Raw genomic sequence first — 18,619 nt, 5'->3', positions numbered from 1 at the left:
TTAACAAGGTGTAGTTGCGATGAAACGTGTAGGTCTGATCGGTTGGCGCGGTATGGTCGGTTCCGTGCTCATGCAGCGGATGCTGGAAGAGCAGGATTTCGATCTTATTGAGCCGGTGTTTTTCACCACTTCGAACGTAGGTGGCCAAGGGCCGTCCGTGGGCAAGGATATAGCCCCGCTCAAGGATGCCTACAGCATTGAAGAGTTGAAGACCCTCGACGTGATCCTGACGTGCCAGGGTGGCGACTACACCAGCGAAGTCTTCCCCAAGCTGCGCGAAGCCGGCTGGCAGGGTTACTGGATCGATGCCGCCTCGAGCCTGCGCATGCAGGACGACGCAGTGATCATCCTGGACCCGGTCAACCGCAAGGTCATCGACCAGCAACTGGATGCCGGCACCAAGAACTACGTCGGCGGCAACTGCACCGTCAGCCTGATGCTGATGGGACTGGGCGGCTTGTTCGAGGCCGGTTTGGTCGAGTGGATGAGCGCCATGACCTATCAGGCGGCCTCCGGCGCCGGCGCGCAGAATATGCGCGAGCTGATCAAGCAGATGGGCGCGACCCACGCTGCGGTCGCCGATCAACTGGCCGACCCGGCCAGTGCGATCCTTGACATCGACCGCCGTGTGGCCGAAGCCATGCGCAGCGATGCTTACCCGACCGAGAACTTCGGTGTGCCATTGGCCGGCAGCCTGATCCCGTGGATCGACAAGGAACTGCCCAACGGCCAGAGCCGCGAAGAGTGGAAGGCCCAGGCCGAGACCAACAAGATCCTCGGGCGCTTCAAGAGCCCGATCCCGGTGGACGGCATCTGCGTACGCATCGGCGCCATGCGTTGCCACAGCCAGGCGCTGACCATCAAGCTGAACAAAGACGTGCCGATCGCCGATATCGAAGGGCTGATCAGCCAGCACAACCCTTGGGTCAAGCTGGTGCCGAACAACCGCGATATCAGCATGCAGGAGCTGAGCCCGACCAAGGTCACCGGCACCCTGAATGTGCCGGTGGGCCGCTTGCGCAAGCTGAACATGGGCAGCCAGTTCCTTGGCGCGTTCACCGTCGGCGACCAACTGCTGTGGGGCGCGGCTGAGCCGTTGCGTCGCATGTTGCGGATCTTGCTGGAACGTTGATCGCTTAAGCTTAAGGTAGTAAGAGAAACCCGCGTTCTGGTGACAGGCGCGGGTTTTTTGTTGGTCTTTCGGGCCCAATCGGGGGCAAGCCCCCTCCCACATTTGAATGCGTTCATACATCAACATGTGGGAGGGGGCTTGCCCCCGATTGGGCCATCAGCCACACCACAAGGCCCAGGCTAATTGCCTCACCCCCAACCACCCGGTAAAGTGCCGCTCCCCCGTAACGCCCGAGGCAACCTCCATGACCCAGACCTTTGAAATCGCCGTGATCGGCGCCACCGGCACCGTTGGCGAAACCCTGGTGCAGATCCTTGAAGAGCTGAATTTCCCGGTGGGCACCTTGTATTTGCTGGCGGGCAGTAACTCGGCGGGGGCTTCGGTGCCGTTTCGTGGCAAGAACGTGCGGGTCAAGGAGGTCGACGAGTTCGACTTCAGCAAGGCGCAGCTTGCGTTCTTTGCGGCGGGCCCAGCGGTGACCCTGAGCTTCGCCCCGCGTGCCACGGCCGCCGGTTGTTCGGTGATCGACTTGTCCGGCGCACTGCCGGCCGAGCAGGCGCCGCAAGTTGTACCGCAGGCTAACGCCCATGTGCTGGAGGGTTTGAAAAAGCCGTTCCAGCTCTGCAGCCCAAGCCCTTGCGCCACTTACCTTGCGACGGTGCTGGCGCCGCTGCGTGGCTTGGTGGACATCCAGCGGGTCAGTGTCACCGCCAACCTGGCGGTCTCCGCCCAGGGCCGCGAAGCCGTCAGCGAGTTGGCCCGCCAGACAGCCGAGCTGTTGAACGTGCGTCCGCTGGAGCCGAAGTTCTTCGACCGGCAAATGGCTTTCAATCTGTTGGCACAAGTCGGTGCCCCAGATGCCCAGGGTCATACAGAGCTGGAGAAACGTCTCGTACATGAGTTGCGTGCCGTGCTGGAAACACCTTTGCTAAAGATTTCCGCAACCTGCGTTCAAGCCCCGGTGTTTTTTGGCGATAGCCTGACTGTGTCGTTGCAATTGGCCGCGCCGGTCGATCTGGTCGCGGTGAACCGCGCCCTCGAGGCGGCGCCGGCTATCGAGCTGGTCGAGGAGGGCGATTATCCAACGGCTGTAGGCGACGCCGTCGGCCAGGACGTTGTATACGTAGGACGAGTCCGCGCAGGTGTAGACGACCCCGCGGAACTAAATCTGTGGCTGACGTCAGATAACGTACGCAAGGGCTCGGCCCTGAACGCCGTGGAATTGGCGCAGTTGTTGATAAAAGGCCTTGTGTAAAAGATACTTGGCGGCAATTTGTAGATTGATTCTAGCCAGGCGCTATGCTTGGCCCCAAGTGGAACACAAGCGCGTCGGTAACCTATCGGCTCGCCATGCCTTATGGCAGCGGTTACCAACCTTCTCGCAGGGCGGGGAGTGTTCAAACAAAGGATGAGGCTATGGTTCAAGTTCGCAAACTGGTGTTAGCAATAGCGGCCGCCTCGGCGCTGACCTCCGGTATGGCGCAGGCGCTGCAACTTGGGGAGATGACCCTCAAGTCGAAGTTGAACCAGCCGCTGTCGGTGGAAATCGAATTGCGCGACGTGGGCGGCCTCACGGCGTCCGAGATCACGCCAAGCCTGGCTTCGGCCCAGGCTTTCGTGGATGCGGGTGTCGACCGCCAGGCGTTTCTCGATGACCTGACGTTCACGCCGGTGATCAACCCCGAAGGTCGCAGCGTCGTGCGGGTGACCTCCAGCAAGCCGCTGCCCGATTCCTATGTGCGTTTCCTGATGCAGGTGCAATGGCCCAACGGCCGCCTGATGCGTGACTACAGCGTGCTGCTCGACCCGGCCAAGTTCGACCAGCCGGCCCCGACTGCCAGCGCGCCGGCCAGCACTGCGCCCGCGGTCAGCCAGCCGGCCCAGCACACCACCACCTCCCGCGACACCTTGTGGGAAATTGCGGCGAAGAATCGCAATGGTGCCTCGATCCAGCAGACGATGCTGGCCATTCAGGCGCTCAATCCTGATGCCTTTGTCGACGGCAATATCAACCGTCTGAAAACTGGCCGGGTCCTGCGCCTGCCGGATGCCACACAAAGCACTGCGCTGGCGCAACCGCAAGCGATTGCCGAAGTAAGCGCGCAGAACGCCGCCTGGCGCCAAGGCCGCCGTACCCCTCAAGGCCAAGTGGCCGGCAAGGCGCAGTTGGATGCGACCAAACGCACCCAGGCCGGCAATGCGCCGTCGAGCACCTCGGCCCAGGACAACTTGAGCCTGGTCTCGGCCGAGTCCGCCAAGAAAGGCGTGAAGGGCAAGGCCGCTGACAGCCGCGCCCTGAGCGACAAACTGGCGATGACCCAGGAAGAGCTGGACACCACGCGCCGCGATAACGAAGAACTGAAAAGCCGCGCCGCCGACTTGCAGAGCCAGTTGGACAAGCTGCAAAAGCTGATTCAACTGAAGAATGACCAGCTCGCCCGCTTGCAGGCTGAAAAAGGTGAGCCGGCGACGGCGGCTATGCCTGCGCAGCTGGCCGGCGAGCCCGAGGCAGCGCCGGCAACACCTGCGGCGCCCGTGGCGGCTCCGGCACCTGAACCTGCCCCTGAACCGGTCAAGCCGGCTGCAGCGCCTGCCAGCACCGAAGGCAAGTTCAACGACCTGCTGACCAACCCGATTGTGCTTGGCATCATTGGCGGCGCAGCCATCCTGGTGGTGCTGCTGCTCTTGCTGCTGTGGGCGCGCCATCGCAATGCCCGCCGCGAAGAAGAAAAACACCTGCGCATGGCTCGGGCGTTGGCCGAAGAGCCTGAGTTCACCTCCAACATTGACCAGGACCTGCCGCCCGACAGTTTCGAAGGCCTTGAAGTACCGCCGCCGAGCGTCAAGCTGGCGACCGCTCCAGCGCCTGCCCCGGTGGTTGAGCCCGTAGTCGTGCCGACTGTTGCCTCTGTGCTCGCGCCGCTGGCTGTGGCCGTGGCCCAGGAGAACTCCAGCGATGCCCTGGCGCAAGCCCAGTCCCATATCGACCGTGGTCACCTGAACCAGGCGGCTGATGTGCTCGAGCAAGCCATCAAGCACGAGCCCAAGCGCAGCGACCTGCGCTTGAAGCTGATGGAAGTCTACGGCCTGCAGAACGACAAGGACGGTTTCGTCACCCAGGAGCGCCAATTGGTGGCCAACGGTGAGAACCATGCCCAAGTCGAGCAGCTGAAGGCGCGCTTCCCGGCCATGGCCGTGTTGGCCGCGGGTGTCAGTGCCGCAGTGGCCGCCGCAGCCTTGGATGCGCAATACGTCAAGGACCTGCTCGACGATAAGCCGGCTCCGACGCCTCAGGCGGATGCGGCCGCGCTCGATACCGATTTCGACCTGAGCCTGGATGATCTGGAGGCCGCTTCACCGGCCGAGATCGCGCAAGACCAGCAAACCTTTGAGGCGCTGTTGCAGCAACAGACCGCAGCCAAGCCTGATGCGCAGGACCTGTCGGACTTCGACCTGGACCTGCAGTTGGAGCCGCCGGCGTCGCAGTCCGATGACGATTTCCTTTCGGGGCTCGAAGGGCAGGTGGCGGATGTGCCGCCGGTAGATCCACCCACACTGACACCCGCCGCACTGGACGAATTCGAACTGCCGGAAGACTTCGACCTGTCTCTGGCAGATGAACCGAACGCCCCCGCAGCCAAGCCCGACGCCTTTTCGTCGGAGCTGGATGATGTCAACGCCGAACTGGACCGCTTGTCCCAGAGCCTGGAACATCCGCCCATCGAGCCTTCCTTCACCGCAGAAGATGCGGCGCTGGGCGGTGATGAGCCGGAATTCGACTTCCTCTCGGGCACCAATGAGGTCGCCACCAAGCTGGACCTGGCCCAGGCGTACATCGACATGGGTGATGCGGACGGTGCAAAGGACATCCTGTCTGAAGTGTTGACCGAGGGTGATGAAGGTCAGCGTAGCGAAGCCAAGGAAATGCTCGGCCGCATCTAACGCCAGGCGCTGTAACAGTTTGGGAGGGGGCTTGCTCCCGATAGCGGTGGCTCAGTCAATGAACCTGTTGACTGATACTCCACTATCGGGAGCAAGCCCCCTCCCTCATTTGTTTGGCATCGATCCATAACAAAACGCCCGCCACGCATCCGGCGCCTTTATAATGCCCGCCTTTGCGCAACTCATCAGGCTCTCAGTTCTTGGCAAATATAGATAACGCGGCCGCCGAAATGGCGGCCGCAGGCTTTTACCGCATCGCCCTGGGCGTGGAATACAAAGGCTCGCGCTATCGCGGCTGGCAGCGCCAGGCTTCTGGCGTGCCAACGGTGCAGGAAACCCTGGAAAACGCCCTGTCCAAAGTCGCTGATTCGCCGGTGTCGCTGATGTGTGCCGGGCGTACCGATGCGGGTGTCCACGCCTGTGGCCAGGTGGTGCATTTCGACACCCAGGCCGAGCGTTCAATGAAGGCATGGGTGATGGGCGCCAATATCAATTTGCCCCATGACGTCAGTGTGAGCTGGGCCAAGGTCATGCCGGCGCACTTTCATGCACGCTTCAAGGCCATCGCCCGGCGTTACCGCTACGTGATCTACAACGATCAGATCCGCCCGGCGCACCTCAACGAAGAAATCACCTGGAACCATCGCCCGCTGGATGCCGAGCGCATGGCCGAGGCCGCGCAGCATCTGGTGGGTGTGCATGACTTCAGCGCCTTCCGCGCCGGCCAGTGCCAGGCCAAGTCGCCAATCAAGGAGGTCCACCACCTGCGGGTCACCCGGCACGGCAAGATGATCGTGCTGGATATCCGCGCCGGGGCCTTCCTGCATCATATGGTGCGCAACATTGCCGGCGTACTGATGACCATCGGTACCGGCGAGCGCCCGGTGGAGTGGGCCAAGGAAGTGCTGGAAAGCCGCATTCGTCGCACGGGCGGCGTTACGGCACATCCGTTTGGCCTGTATCTGGTGGATGTGGAGTACCGCGACGAGTTCCAATTGCCGGAACGCTTTATCGGTCCACACTTCCTCACAGGTTTCAGCGAACTTGGCGGCTGACGCCTGGAAAAGCTTTTGTTACCATCCGGGACTTTCACGGTCCAAACCCTGAGGTTCCTACGATATGCCAGCCGTTCGCAGCAAGATTTGCGGGATTACCCGCATAGAAGACGCGCTCGCGGCAGTCGAGGCGGGGGCGGATGCCATCGGTTTAGTGTTTTATGCCAGGAGCCCGCGGGCGGTGAATGTGTTGCAGGCGCGGGCAATCATCGCCGCGCTGCCGCCATTCGTGACCACGGTGGGCTTGTTCGTCAATGCCAGCCGTTGCGAGCTCAACGAAACCCTGGATGCCGTGCCGCTCGACATGCTGCAGTTTCACGGTGATGAAACGCCAGAGGAGTGTGACAGCTATCAGCGCCCTTACATCAAGGCGCTGCGGGTCAAGGCCGGCGACGATATCGCCGCTGCGTGCGCAGCCTATGCCGGTGCTCGCGGGATCCTGCTGGACACCTACGTCGAAGGCGTACCGGGCGGCACGGGCGAGGCGTTCGATTGGTCGCTGATTCCTGCGGGCCTGAGCAAGCCGATCATCCTTGCCGGCGGGCTCAATCCGGCCAATGTCGCGGCGGCAATCGTCCAGGTCCGACCCTATGCGGTGGATGTCAGCGGCGGGGTAGAGCAGGCCAAGGGCGTCAAGGACCATGGCAAGATTCGCGCATTTGTGCAGGCCGTGCGCAACAGCAGTGGTGGGATGTGACGGCTGGCAGTCTGCCGCCGTCCATAACTACCACTGTGTAAAACAGCCCGGCGCCGCCTGTGGTGGGCCGGAAATGAAGTGGCAACCCTGCGCTGGCAGGTTGTCTGGAAGGCTGAGGATACGGCAGGAAATGGCAGGTCGAACGTCTGACCCCGTCCCGCAGGTATCATCGCCACATATGAATTTAGCTCAAGGGCATACGCGGGGCTGTGTTCAAGCCACCGGTACTGGAGAAAGAAAGCATGAGCAACTGGTTAGTAGACAAACTGATCCCTTCGATCATGCGTTCCGAGGTGAAGAAAAGCTCGGTTCCTGAAGGTCTGTGGCACAAGTGCCCATCCTGCGACGCGGTGCTGTACCGCCCGGAACTGGAAAAGACCCTGGACGTTTGCCCCAAGTGCAACCACCACATGCGTATCGGCGCGCGCGCGCGCATCGACATCTTTTTGGATGCCGACGGCCGCAACGAACTGGGCGCTGACCTGGAACCGGTCGACCGCCTCAAGTTCCGCGATGGCAAGAAATACAAGGACCGCCTGACCGCTGCGCAGAAGCAGACCGGTGAGAAAGACGCGCTGATCTCGGTCAGCGGCAAGCTGCTGGGCATGCCCGTGGTGGTCTCGGCCTTCGAGTTCTCCTTCATGGGCGGTTCCATGGGCGCCATCGTCGGCGAGCGCTTCGTACGCGCTGCCAACTACGCCCTGGAAAACCGCTGCCCGATGATCTGCTTCGCCGCCTCCGGTGGTGCGCGTATGCAGGAAGCCTTGATCTCCCTGATGCAAATGGCCAAGACCTCGGCGGTATTGGCGCGTCTGCGTGAAGAGGGCATCCCGTTCATCTCCGTACTGACCGACCCGGTCTACGGCGGCGTTTCCGCCAGCCTGGCGATGTTGGGTGATGTGATCGTCGGCGAGCCCAAGGCGCTGATCGGTTTTGCCGGCCCGCGAGTGATTGAGCAAACCGTGCGGGAGAAACTGCCGGAAGGCTTCCAGCGCAGCGAATTCTTGCTGGAGCATGGCGCAATCGACTTGATCATTCCACGTGGCGAACTGCGCCCACGCCTGGGCAATCTGCTGGCGCAAATGATGGGCCTGCCGACCCCTGTGTACGTCGCGCCTAAAGTCGAGCCAATCGTCGTGCCGCCGGTGCCTGCAAACCTATGACCCAGCGTACCCTGGGCGAATGGCTCGCCTACCTTGAGCAGTTGCATCCGTCCGCCATCGACATGGGCCTGGAGCGCTCGCAACAGGTAGCGGCCCGCCTTGGGTTGGGTCAGCCGGCACCGCGTGTGATCACGGTGACCGGCACCAACGGCAAGGGCTCCACCTGTGCCTTTGTCGCCGCGCTGTTGCAGGCCCAGGGCCTGAAAGTCGGCGTGTACAGCTCGCCGCACCTGCTGCGCTACAACGAGCGCGTGCAGCTCAATGGTGTCGAAGCCACCGACGAACAGTTATGCGAAGCCTTCGCTGCCCTGGATGCCGGGCGTGGCGATATTTCCCTGACGTATTTCGAGATGGGCACCCTGGCGGCGTTCTGGCTGTTCGAGCGTGCGCAACTGGATGTGGTGGTGCTGGAAGTCGGCCTCGGCGGGCGCCTGGACACGGTCAATGTGGTGGATGCCGACCTGGCGTTGGTCACCAGCATTGGTGTCGACCACGCCGACTACCTGGGCGATACCCGTGAGTCGGTGTCGTATGAAAAGGCCGGGATCTTCCGCCAGGGCCGGCCTGCGCTGTGTGGCGACCTGGATCCGCCGCAACCCTTGCTGGACAAGGTGCGCGAACTGGAGTGCCCATTCTACCTGCGCGGTCGCGAATTCAATCTTGAAATCGGTGCTTCCCATTGGCAATGGCGCGGGCGTGATGCGCGTGGCAAGGCGGTAGAGCTGCTGGATCTGCCGCTGCTGAACCTGCCGATGGAAAACGCCGCGCTGGCGCTGCAAGCGTATTTGCTGCTGGACCTGCGTTGGGATGCCGCGCAGATTGCCCAGACGTTGCAAGCCACGAAAGTGGTCGGGCGCCTGGATCGTCGCGCCTTCGACTGGGCAGGCAAACGCCTGAACCTGTTGTTGGATGTGGGGCATAACCCCCATGCTGCCCACTACCTGGCGCAGCGTCTGTCGCGCACGCCACCGGCCGGTCGTCGCCTTGCCGTGTTCGGGTTGTTGGCCGACAAGGACCTCGACGGCGTGGTTGCGCCGTTGCTGGGCAGCGTTCAGTCTTGGGCCGTTGCGCCGCTGGATACGCCGCGTAGCCGCCCGGCGGTTGAGCTGGAAGTTGCGTTGCAGAACCTTGGCGCGCTTGTGGCGTCGTATGCAAGCGTCACCGCTGCCCTCGAGGCTCAGTGTGCGGTAGCGACCGCCGACGACGAAATCCTGTTGTTCGGATCATTTTATTGTGTCGCCGAGGCGCTCGAATGGTTGGCCCGGCGCTCCACGGAGGAAGCTGCACATGGCATTACTGGATAGCGCATACAAGCAGCGAATGGTCGGAGCCCTGGTGTTGGTGGCATTGGCAGTGATTTTCCTGCCGATGCTGTTCTCCCGCCAGGATGAGCAGCGCCAGGTCGTGGTTGAGGCGCCTGCTGCACCCCAGGCGCCCGTGGTGCCTCAGGTTCAGGTCGAGCCGGTGGTGGTGCCTGAACCGCAGGCTTTGCCAGAGGAAGAACCCGTGCCGACTGACGAGGAGGTCGCCGCGCAAGAGGCGCCTTCGATGCCGGTGCAGCCGAGTGTGCCGGTGGTCAAGCCGACACCGGCCCCGACAGTCGCCGCCAAACCAGCTGCGCCTGCACCGGCGCCCAAGCCGGTAGCGCCGCAACCTGCCGCACCGGGTAAGCCGGACGTGGGCCAGAGCCGCATCGACCCCAATGGCCTGCCGATCAGCTGGTCGATCCAGCTGGCCAGCCTGGCCAATCGCGAAAGTGCCGATGCTCTGCAGAAAAAGCTGCGTGCCCAAGGCTATAACGCTTATATCCGTAGTGCTGACGGCAAGAATCGCGTGTTTGTCGGGCCGCTGATCGAGCGTGCCGAGGCTGATCGCCTGCGGGACTTGTTGGGGCGCCAGCAGAACCTCAATGGGTTTGTGGTGCGCTTCCAGCCTGAGCGCGGCTGATTCAAGCAGGCAGTAATGCAATCTAAATGTGGGAGGGGGCTTGCTCCCGATAGCGGTGGGTCAGTGTCAGTTGTATTGACTGATCCATCGCTATCGGGAGCAAGCCCCCTCCCACAGTGGTTTATGCTGGGCTTGAAATGGCGTTCATACCGCCCAATCTATTGATTTGCAAAGCACCCGCAATCACAGCTTACCCATCGCCCGGCGCTCTGCTAAAATGCGCCGCCTTATCCGTACGTAGGCTGCACTGTGCCATTTACCTGGGTTGATTGGGCGATTGTTGCCATCGTCGCCATCTCCGCTTTGATCAGTCTGAGCCGCGGCTTCGTAAAAGAAGCACTGTCGTTGCTGACCTGGATCATCGCAGGAGTCGTAGCCTGGATGTTCGGTGGTTCACTGTCGGTCTACCTGGCTGGATACATAGAGACACCTTCGGCTCGCGTCATCGCGGGCTGCGCCATCATGTTCATCGCCACGCTGCTGGTGGGGGCAATGGTCAATTATCTTATTGGCGAGTTGATACGTGTCACCGGCCTCTCCGGGACCGATCGATTTCTCGGCATGGCCTTCGGCGCTGCGCGTGGCGCGTTGCTGGTGGTCGTGGCGGTCGGGCTGTTGAGCCTGGGGCCGGTACAGCAGGATTCGTGGTGGCAGGAGTCGGTACTCGTGCCAAAATTTCTATTGGTTGCAGATTGGTCCAAGAACCTCATCCTGGGGTGGAGCAGTCAGTGGCTGGCCAGCGGAATCAGCGTACCCGCTGATCTTCCGTTCAAGGAACACCTCTTGCCGGCGCAAACGCCTCAGTAAGCTGTGTTCAGTCAAGATTCATTAAGTAGGGGTTGCGTCGCATGTGTGGCATCGTCGGTATCGTCGGTAAGTCGAACGTCAATCAGGCGCTGTATGACGCGCTAACCGTCCTCCAGCACCGCGGCCAGGACGCTGCCGGTATTGTGACCAGCCACGACGGCCGGTTATTCCTGCGCAAGGACAATGGCCTGGTGCGTGACGTGTTCCATCAGCGTCACATGCAGCGCCTCGTCGGGCACATGGGCATTGGCCATGTGCGCTACCCGACTGCCGGAAGCTCGACCTCGGCCGAGGCTCAACCGTTCTACGTCAACTCGCCTTACGGCATTACCTTGGCGCACAACGGCAACCTGACCAACGTTGAACAATTGGCCAAGGAGATTTACGAATCTGACCTGCGCCACGTCAACACCAGTTCCGACTCGGAAGTGCTGCTCAACGTGTTCGCCCACGAGCTGGCCCAGCGCGGCAAGCTGCAGCCGACCGAAGAAGATGTATTCGCCGCCGTGACTGACGTGCACAACCGTTGCGTCGGTGGCTATGCGGTAGTGGCCATGGTCACCGGTTATGGCATCGTCGGTTTCCGCGACCCCCACGGCATCCGTCCGATCGTGTTTGGCCAGCGTCACACCGACGAAGGCGTCGAGTACATGATTGCGTCCGAAAGCGTGTCCCTGGATGTACTGGGCTTCACCCTGATCCGCGACCTGGCACCGGGCGAGGCTGTCTACATCACCGAAGACGGCAAGCTGCACACCCGCCAGTGCGCCGTGGCGCCGAAGCTCACCCCGTGCATCTTCGAGCACGTCTACCTGGCGCGTCCGGATTCGATCATCGACGGCGTTTCGGTCTACAAGGCGCGCCTGCGCATGGGCGAGAAGCTTGCCGAGAAGATCCTGCGCGAGCGTCCTGAGCATGATATCGACGTGGTCATTCCGATTCCGGACACAAGCCGTACCGCTGCCCTGGAACTGGCCAACCATTTGGGCGTCAAGTTCCGCGAAGGCTTCGTCAAGAACCGCTACATTGGCCGTACCTTCATCATGCCTGGCCAGGCTGCACGCAAGAAGTCGGTGCGCCAGAAGCTCAACGCCATTGAGCTTGAGTTCCGTGGCAAGAACGTGATGCTGGTGGACGACTCCATCGTGCGTGGCACCACCTGCAAGCAGATCATCCAGATGGCCCGCGAAGCAGGGGCGAAGAACGTGTACTTCTGCTCCGCAGCGCCTGCGGTGCGTTACCCGAACGTGTACGGTATCGACATGCCGAGCGCCCATGAGCTGATCGCACACAATCGTTCGACCCAGGACGTGGCCGACCTGATCGGCGCCGACTGGCTGATCTACCAGGACCTGCCAGACCTGATCGAAGCGGTCGGCGGTGGCAAGATCAAGATCGACCAGTTCGACTGTGCAGTGTTCGACGGCAAGTACGTGACCGGCGATGTCGACGAGGCTTACCTGAACAAGATCGAGCAGGCGCGCAACGACTCGTCGAAGATCAAGACCCAGGCGGTCAGCGCGATCATCGACCTGTATAACAACTGAGTAACAGCCGGCCCTGAGGGGCCGGTTTTGTATCTTAAATAAAGTATTGAGTAAGGAGTCGCAGCATGAGTCAGGAATGGGATGCCGGTCGGTTGGACAGCGAACTCGATGGCGTAGCTTTCGATACCCTGGCTGTGCGCGCCGGCCAGCACCGTACCCCGGAAGGTGAGCACGGCGACCCGATGTTCTTCACCTCCAGCTACGTGTTCCGTACCGCCGCTGACGCTGCTGCGCGGTTTGCCGGCGAAGTGCCGGGTAACGTGTATTCGCGCTACACCAACCCGACTGTGCGTGCGTTCGAAGAGCGCATCGCGGCCCTGGAAGGCGCTGAGCAGGCCGTGGCGACCGCCACCGGCATGGCCGCCATCCTGGCGGTGGTGATGAGCCTGTGCAGCGCTGGCGACCATGTACTGGTATCGCGCAGCGTGTTTGGCTCGACCATCAGCCTGTTCGAAAAGTATTTCAAGCGCTTCGGCATCGAAGTGGACTACGTGCCCCTGGCAGATCTGTCCGGTTGGGATGCGGCCATCAAGGCCAATACCAAGCTGTTGTTCGTCGAGTCGCCTTCCAACCCGCTTGCCGAGCTGGTAGATATCGCCGCGCTGGCCGAGATCGCCCACGCCAAGGGCGCTATGCTGATCGTCGACAACTGCTTCTGCACCCCGGCCTTGCAGCAGCCGTTGAAGCTGGGTGCGGACATCGTGGTGCATTCGGCGACCAAGTTCATCGACGGCCAGGGTCGTTGCATGGGCGGCGTGGTGGCTGGCCGCAGCGAGCAGATGAAAGAAGTGGTGGGCTTCCTGCGCACCGCCGGCCCGACCCTGAGCCCGTTCAACGCCTGGATCTTCCTCAAGGGCCTGGAAACCCTCAGCCTGCGCATGAAAGCCCATTGCGCCAATGCTCAGGCCCTGGCCGAGTGGCTGGAGCAGCAGGACGGTATCGAGAAAGTGCACTACGCCGGGCTCAAGAGCCATCCGCAACATGCATTGGCCCAACGCCAGCAGCGTGGTTTCGGCGCGGTAGTGAGCTTTGAAGTGAAGGGCGGCAAAGACGGCGCCTGGCGCTTTATCGATGCGACGCGCCTGATTTCCATCACTGCCAACCTGGGCGACAGCAAGACCACCATCACTCACCCGAGCACCACCTCCCACGGGCGCCTGGCGCCGCAGGAGCGTGAAGCCGCCGGTATCCGTGACAGCCTGATCCGCATCGCGGTGGGCCTGGAAGATGTCGCTGACTTGCAGGCAGACCTGGCCCGCGGGTTGGCGGCCTTGTGATCGAGTGGTCTATGGAGGCTGCAGCGGCCACTAACGGGCGCGTTGCGCTGGTAACGGGGGCGGCGCGCGGCATTGGCCTCGGTATTGCCGCGTGGCTGATCAGCGAAGGCTGGCAGGTGGTATTGACTGACCTGGACCGCGAGCGCGGTTCCAAGGTGTCCAAGGTGCTGGGCGAGAATGCCTGGTTCATCACCATGGATGTGGCCGACGAGAAGCAAGTCGCCCAGGGTGTCGCCGAGGTGCTGGGGCAGTTCGGGCGCCTGGATGCGCTGGTATGCAATGCGGCAGTGGCCGATCCGCGCAATATCACCCTGGAAAGCCTCGATCTGGCCCACTGGAATCGCGTACTGGCGGTGAACCTCAGCGGGCCGATGCTGCTGGCCAAGCATTGTGCACCTTACCTGCGCGCCCACGGCGGTGCCATCGTCAACCTGGCGTCGACCCGGGCCCGTCAATCGGAGCCGGACACCGAAGCCTATGCGGCGAGCAAGGGTGGCCTGCTGGCCCTGACCCACGCCTTGGCCATGAGCCTGGGCCCGGAAGTGCGGGTCAATGCGGTCAGCCCCGGCTGGATCGATGCGCGTGATCCTGCTGCGCGCCGTGCCGAGCCGCTCACCGACGCCGATCATGCCCAGCACCCTGCGGGCAGGGTGGGCACGGTAGAGGACGTGGCGGCGATGGTAGCCTGGTTGTTGTCGCGTCAGGCCGGGTTTGTCACCGGGCAAGAGTTTGTGGTGGACGGTGGCATGAGTAAGAAGATGATTTACAGCGAGTAGGGCGGTTAGCTGTCTTGAAGTGATTTTGTCTTTTTCAGAAAAACTTCAAGCAGGCTATTGACTTAGGTCCGCTACCTGCGTAAATTTCGCGGCCTCAACGAAGCAAAGGGTGATTAGCTCAGCTGGGAGAGCATCTGCCTTACAAGCAGAGGGTCGGCGGTTCGATCCCGTCATCACCCACCACTTCTTGAGAGTTTTGCTCCAGGGCAAGACGCAACGTTAAGGTTGCACCGACGCGCAGCGGTAGTTCAGTCGGTTAGAATACCGGCCTGTCACGCCGGGGGTCGCGGGTTCGAGTCCCGTCCGCTGCGCCATATTTTCCAGGTTCGATGTATCGGGCTTGAGATTGAACAACCCAGGTTGATCGATCAGATGTTTAAAGGTGGTTGAGGCTTTACGCTCAATCAGCCAAGCGATACGCAGCGGTAGTTCAGTCGGTTAGAATACCGGCCTGTCACGCCGGGGGTCGCGGGTTCGAGTCCCGTCCGCTGCGCCATATCTGCCTCAAGGCCCACTGAACGCCTTGAAGCACAAGAAAGCCACCGGCTGACTTGATCCGATAGCAAAGACCCTGGTCGAAAGACCGGGGTTTTTTGTGTCTGGCGTTTGTAAAACCTCACCATCGTGTTCGCAGCAGCGAACGCCCAATCTCTTGAGCTACGCCAATATCTCGCATTAACAGGCAAACGGCCGACAGATCGTATCGATCTTGTCGGCCGTTTTGCATTGTTGTGTCAAAAAATTTCCATGTGGTTATTTGCCGCAGGCGCAGAAACCTTTAAAGTTAACCCTTCGGTCAACTTTGCACTGTCATCATGGCCTTTTAGTTCGTCCAGAAAGGCTTCTGCAAGTCTCCAGATTAGCTGCACTTAACCATAAGGGCGGATGTATAACCGCTCAGAGGATGATCCATGTCCAACCGTGAAATAACCCGGCGCTCGTTCCTCCAGGGCGGGCTGGTGGCGGGCGTGAGCGTCACGCTCACGCCGCTCAGCACCCAGGCGCTGGCAGCCTTGATGGAAAACAGCGTCACCGTGCCCTCCGAAAAGTGGCTGGGCAATAACGGCAAGGCGCGCCAGCGTAACGATGCCTTGTCGAAAGTCTGCGGCAGCAAAGTCTTCGCTCGCGACATTCGTTCCAAGGACATGCCCGGCTGGCCTGCGCAGCAAGGTCACGCCATGCTGCTCAAGACTACCAAGGCCGACCATATCTATGCGGGCTACGACCTGGCGTGGCTCGGCGCCGACCTGCAGCCGGACCGTGTTGTTACCGCTGCCGACCTGGACAACGACGGTATCGTGTTCCCGGAAGAACATGCTCCGGATCCACTGTTGCCAGAAGGCAAGGTGCCGATGTTCATCGGTCATCCGGTGGCGATCCTGATCTGGAACGATTTCGAGCGGTTCCGTCAGGCAAAAAACAAACTCAAGTTCAATGACAAGGCGATTCGTTACGGTGCCAAAGTGCCGTATTACGAAGGCGACCCGTACGGGAGCTTCCGCTATGTGCGCGTTGGCGGCCCGACCTCGGCCGATAAGGATGAATTCGCCAGCCTCAAGGATTCGATCCTGTTCCCGATGCTGAAAAACCGGCGCCCGGTGTGGAATTCCCAGCCGAACCTGCACGGCAACCTGACCGAGCGTGGTCTGTTCTACGCCGACCGCATGAAGAGCCAGATCAACACGCCGCCCGACAACTGGCTGGTGTTCGACGAGCGCTACAAAACCCCGTCTATCGAACCGGCCGCCATGGAGCCGGATAACGGCAACGGTTGGTACGATCCAGCGACCAAGACCCTGCACTTCGTAGTGGCCACCCAGTGCCCATTGGAAGTTGCGACCGAGACCGCAAAAATGATCTCGCCGTCGCGCTTCGGTCTGGCCAACCTGAACATGCACCCCGGTTATACCGTGGGTTACGGCTCAAAAGACCACAATATTTTTGTCTACTACGCCGCCCTCGCCGCATTGTATGGCGGTGGTGTGCCGGTGCGTCTGGCCAATGACCGTTACGAGCAGTTCCAGAGCGGCATCAAGCGTCACTCGTTCGACATCCGCTACCAGTTGGCTGTCGACAAGAACGACCACAGCTTCAAGATCTTCCTGGCTGACATGAGCGTCGACGGCGGTGGGCGGATTAACTACAGCCCATCGGTCGCCGCAGTAGGCGCCACGGCTGCGCAATCGATCTACTACATGCCGCAGAACGATCTGCAAGTCACCGCCTATCACTCGCGGGGCGTTGAAGCCGGTTCGATGCGGGGGTACGGCACTCTGCAGAGCATGGCTGCGACGGAAATGATGGTCGACGAAATCGCCGGTCGCCTCGGTGTGGATGCCATCGAGCTGCGTCGCAAGAATGCCCTGCGTTCGGGCATGAAGAACACCCAGGGCGCCATTCCTGCCGGTGCCTTGCGCCTGCACGAAATTCTCGACAAGGCCGCTGTGCACGACGTGTGGAAGAACCGTGACGCGATCAAGAAACAACGCGAAGCCGCTGACCCGGACAACTGGTACGGCGTCGGTTTCGCCATCTGCCAGAAAGACTTCGGCACCGGTTCCGAAGCGCCGATGGCCAGTATCGAATTCAACGCAGACGGTCGCATCAGCCTGCGCCATATCGGTATCGAAATCGGCACCGGCATGTCTACCTCGCAGTCGCTGGTGGTCGCTGATTTCCTCGGCAGCCCGGCACACGAGGTGAAGACCGGCGAAACCGAATGGAAGGAGATGCAGCTGATCACCAGCGGCAACCCTTACATCATGAGCCAGGCCGAGCAGGACAACCTGCTGCGTAACCCGCGGTGGGTTGGCAAGCTCGCTTCGGCGTCTTCGGCCACCAACTCGGCGTACTACTTCAGCCACGCCACCCGTGAAGCGGCACGCGTGCTGTTCAACCACGGTTTGTGGCCGGCGGCGCTGGAGATCTGGCGGCAGGGGCCGTTCGGCGGCCAGGCCAACCCCTATGTGGTACGCCGTGAAGATGCGCATTGGGTCGACGGCAAGCTCACCGCCAACGGCATGCAGCCGTTGAGCTTTGAGGTGTTGGCCAAGCACGCCCACGAGCGTGGCCTGGTCACCGCTGCCACGGTTCACGGGTTCAACCGCTGGAGCTGGGCAGAGGCTGAATACAGCATCGACGGCGTGCGCGAGCGCCTGCCCCTCGACGGTTTGGCGGTGAAGTACGGCGACGGTGCACCGAAAGCCAAGCAAGCGCTGATGAGCAGCGCCGGTTTCCACCTGTTGGATCGCCAGAACATCAGCTACCCCGCGACGCAGTTGAACAACGCTGCCGTGACTTACTACAGCCCGGTGGCCACATTGGTCGAGTTGAAGGTCAACAAGGGCTCGGCGCAGGTCGAAGTGCTCAATCACCATTCGTGGATCGAGTGCGGTCGCGTGTTGGTTGAGGAGTTGGTCAAAGGTCAGCTTGAGGGCGGTGTCGCCATGGGCATCGGTCATGCGTTGATGGAAGAAATGCCGCTGTACGAAGGCGGGCCGGGGGAGGGCGACTGGAACTTCAACCGTTACCGTCTGCCGATGGCGCGTCACGTAGCCGTGTGGAAGCAAACGTCGGAGATTCTGCCGGCGCTGTCGCCAAGCGACCCGTCCAAGGGGATCGCTGAAGTGGTGATGATCCCGATCGTCGGGGCCATCGGTAATGCCGTGGCGCATGCCATCGGTAAACGTGTTCGCGACCTGCCAATTACGGCTGCGCGCATCAAGGAGGCCCTCAATGGCTGACCGTCCGCTTCAACTGATCCTCAATGGTCAATCCGTCGGCCCGGTGGACATCCCTGATGACCTGCCGATGATCGATTACCTGCACGAATACAAAAACCTCACCGGCTCGCGTCTAGGCTGCGGCCAGGGTATTTGCCACGCTTGCGTGGTGATCGTCGACAACCCGGACGGCACCAGCGAAGAAGTGCGTACTTGTATCACTGGCGCGCATTACTTCGAAGGCAAGAAAGTGCGCACCATCGAATCTCACGCCAAGCGCGACGAGTCGGGGCAGGTCACAGAGCTGAATCCGATCCAGCAGCGCTTCGTCGATGAGTTCGCGTTCCAGTGCAGCTACTGCGCACCGGGCTTCGTCAACGCGGCAACGGTGCTGGTGGAAAAGCTGCAACGCCAGCCGATTGTGCAAAGCCAGCTGGAGCAGGTTATCGAAGACAGCCTGGGACATCACATCTGCCGGTGCACCGGGTACGTGCGTTACTACAACGCCACCCGCAACGTGCTGAACGATCTCGGCCTGGTCAAGGAGGGTTAGA

At 61.5% G+C, this 18,619-nt stretch carries 14 protein-coding genes and 3 tRNA genes; all 17 read left to right on the top strand.

Annotated elements, in window-relative coordinates; all coding sequences use genetic code 11:
- The first annotated feature begins 19 nt into the window (after positions 1–19).
- The 17 genes from asd to ASD70_RS13720 all read left to right on the top strand — a co-directional run bounded on the left by asd (position 20) and on the right by ASD70_RS13720 (position 18,618).
- A complete protein-coding gene (gene asd, locus ASD70_RS13800) occupies positions 20–1,132 on the top strand; it encodes an aspartate-semialdehyde dehydrogenase (RefSeq protein WP_017138739.1) in 1,113 nt (370 codons plus the stop codon).
- A gap of 244 nt (positions 1,133–1,376) precedes the next feature.
- Positions 1,377–2,387 (top strand): aspartate-semialdehyde dehydrogenase, encoded by a 1,011-nt coding sequence (locus ASD70_RS13795; protein WP_056846723.1) that lies wholly within the window; start codon positions 1,377–1,379, stop codon positions 2,385–2,387.
- 161 nt (positions 2,388–2,548) lie between these two features.
- Positions 2,549–5,074 carry a FimV/HubP family polar landmark protein gene (locus tag ASD70_RS13790; protein ID WP_056846722.1) on the top strand — a complete coding sequence of 842 codons (2,526 nt, stop codon included), beginning with the start codon at positions 2,549–2,551 and terminating at the stop codon, positions 5,072–5,074.
- A gap of 230 nt (positions 5,075–5,304) precedes the next feature.
- Complete coding sequence (truA, locus tag ASD70_RS13785) at positions 5,305–6,129, top strand: tRNA pseudouridine(38-40) synthase TruA (protein WP_046068935.1); 825 nt, start codon at positions 5,305–5,307, stop codon at positions 6,127–6,129.
- Positions 6,130–6,193: 64 nt separating this feature from the next.
- A complete protein-coding gene (locus tag ASD70_RS13780; RefSeq protein ID WP_056846721.1) occupies positions 6,194–6,826 on the top strand; it encodes a phosphoribosylanthranilate isomerase in 633 nt (210 codons plus the stop codon).
- 242 nt (positions 6,827–7,068) lie between these two features.
- Positions 7,069–7,989 (top strand): acetyl-CoA carboxylase, carboxyltransferase subunit beta, encoded by a 921-nt coding sequence (gene accD / locus ASD70_RS13775; RefSeq protein ID WP_032888267.1) that lies wholly within the window; start codon positions 7,069–7,071, stop codon positions 7,987–7,989.
- The gene (gene folC, locus ASD70_RS13770) at positions 7,986–9,293 is read left to right on the top strand and encodes a bifunctional tetrahydrofolate synthase/dihydrofolate synthase (protein ID WP_056846720.1); all 1,308 of its coding nucleotides are present in this window, start codon (positions 7,986–7,988) and stop codon (positions 9,291–9,293) included. The genes accD and folC overlap by 4 nt, the downstream gene beginning before the upstream one ends.
- Complete coding sequence (locus ASD70_RS13765) at positions 9,277–9,936, top strand: SPOR domain-containing protein (RefSeq protein ID WP_043051727.1); 660 nt, start codon at positions 9,277–9,279, stop codon at positions 9,934–9,936. Before folC ends, ASD70_RS13765 begins: the two co-directional genes overlap by 17 nt.
- Positions 9,937–10,185: 249 nt before the next feature.
- Positions 10,186–10,743 carry a CvpA family protein gene (locus ASD70_RS13760; RefSeq protein ID WP_005789751.1) on the top strand — a complete coding sequence of 186 codons (558 nt, stop codon included), beginning with the start codon at positions 10,186–10,188 and terminating at the stop codon, positions 10,741–10,743.
- A 41-nt stretch (positions 10,744–10,784) separates the two neighbouring features.
- A complete protein-coding gene (gene purF, locus ASD70_RS13755) occupies positions 10,785–12,290 on the top strand; it encodes an amidophosphoribosyltransferase (RefSeq protein ID WP_015884965.1) in 1,506 nt (501 codons plus the stop codon).
- A 65-nt stretch (positions 12,291–12,355) separates the two neighbouring features.
- Positions 12,356–13,567: an O-succinylhomoserine sulfhydrylase gene (locus ASD70_RS13750; RefSeq protein WP_056846719.1), complete on the top strand. Its 1,212-nt coding sequence runs from the start codon at positions 12,356–12,358 to the stop codon at positions 13,565–13,567.
- 11 nt (positions 13,568–13,578) lie between these two features.
- Positions 13,579–14,343: an SDR family oxidoreductase gene (locus tag ASD70_RS13745; protein WP_046068931.1), complete on the top strand. Its 765-nt coding sequence runs from the start codon at positions 13,579–13,581 to the stop codon at positions 14,341–14,343.
- 107 nt (positions 14,344–14,450) lie between these two features.
- A tRNA-Val gene (locus ASD70_RS13740) sits at positions 14,451–14,526 on the top strand.
- Between the two features lie 54 nt (positions 14,527–14,580).
- A tRNA-Asp gene (locus tag ASD70_RS13735) sits at positions 14,581–14,657 on the top strand.
- Positions 14,658–14,762: 105 nt separating this feature from the next.
- A tRNA-Asp gene (locus ASD70_RS13730) sits at positions 14,763–14,839 on the top strand.
- Between the two features lie 415 nt (positions 14,840–15,254).
- Complete coding sequence (locus tag ASD70_RS13725) at positions 15,255–18,086, top strand: xanthine dehydrogenase family protein molybdopterin-binding subunit (RefSeq protein WP_056846718.1); 2,832 nt, start codon at positions 15,255–15,257, stop codon at positions 18,084–18,086.
- Positions 18,079–18,618, top strand: coding sequence for a (2Fe-2S)-binding protein (locus ASD70_RS13720; RefSeq protein ID WP_056846717.1), 540 nt, complete (start codon positions 18,079–18,081; stop codon positions 18,616–18,618). Before ASD70_RS13725 ends, ASD70_RS13720 begins: the two co-directional genes overlap by 8 nt.
- Position 18,619 lies beyond the last annotated feature (1 nt).

The sequence above is a fragment of the Pseudomonas sp. Root569 genome, from assembly GCF_001427465.1.
In the GTDB taxonomy this organism is placed as follows: Bacteria; Pseudomonadota; Gammaproteobacteria; order Pseudomonadales; family Pseudomonadaceae; genus Aquipseudomonas; species Aquipseudomonas synxantha.
The sequence above is the reverse complement of the archived record's forward strand: the minus strand, read 5'-3'. Positions and strand labels throughout refer to the sequence as shown.

What these genes read in the sequence shown, in the direction of transcription:
- ASD70_RS13750 (WP_056846719.1), top strand. Translation starts at nt 12,356, where the DNA reads ATGAGTCAGGAATGGGATGCCGGTCGGTTGGACAGCGAACTCGATGGC.
- ASD70_RS13795 (WP_056846723.1), top strand. Translation starts at nt 1,377, where the DNA reads ATGACCCAGACCTTTGAAATCGCCGTGATCGGCGCCACCGGCACCGTT.
- folC (WP_056846720.1), top strand. Translation starts at nt 7,986, where the DNA reads ATGACCCAGCGTACCCTGGGCGAATGGCTCGCCTACCTTGAGCAGTTG.
- ASD70_RS13720 (WP_056846717.1), top strand. Translation starts at nt 18,079, where the DNA reads ATGGCTGACCGTCCGCTTCAACTGATCCTCAATGGTCAATCCGTCGGC.
- truA (WP_046068935.1), top strand. Translation starts at nt 5,305, where the DNA reads ATGGCGGCCGCAGGCTTTTACCGCATCGCCCTGGGCGTGGAATACAAA.
- purF (WP_015884965.1), top strand. Translation starts at nt 10,785, where the DNA reads ATGTGTGGCATCGTCGGTATCGTCGGTAAGTCGAACGTCAATCAGGCG.
- ASD70_RS13780 (WP_056846721.1), top strand. Translation starts at nt 6,194, where the DNA reads ATGCCAGCCGTTCGCAGCAAGATTTGCGGGATTACCCGCATAGAAGAC.
- accD (WP_032888267.1), top strand. Translation starts at nt 7,069, where the DNA reads ATGAGCAACTGGTTAGTAGACAAACTGATCCCTTCGATCATGCGTTCC.
- ASD70_RS13790 (WP_056846722.1), top strand. Translation starts at nt 2,549, where the DNA reads ATGGTTCAAGTTCGCAAACTGGTGTTAGCAATAGCGGCCGCCTCGGCG.
- ASD70_RS13765 (WP_043051727.1), top strand. Translation starts at nt 9,277, where the DNA reads ATGGCATTACTGGATAGCGCATACAAGCAGCGAATGGTCGGAGCCCTG.
- asd (WP_017138739.1), top strand. Translation starts at nt 20, where the DNA reads ATGAAACGTGTAGGTCTGATCGGTTGGCGCGGTATGGTCGGTTCCGTG.
- ASD70_RS13745 (WP_046068931.1), top strand. Translation starts at nt 13,579, where the DNA reads ATGGAGGCTGCAGCGGCCACTAACGGGCGCGTTGCGCTGGTAACGGGG.
- ASD70_RS13725 (WP_056846718.1), top strand. Translation starts at nt 15,255, where the DNA reads ATGTCCAACCGTGAAATAACCCGGCGCTCGTTCCTCCAGGGCGGGCTG.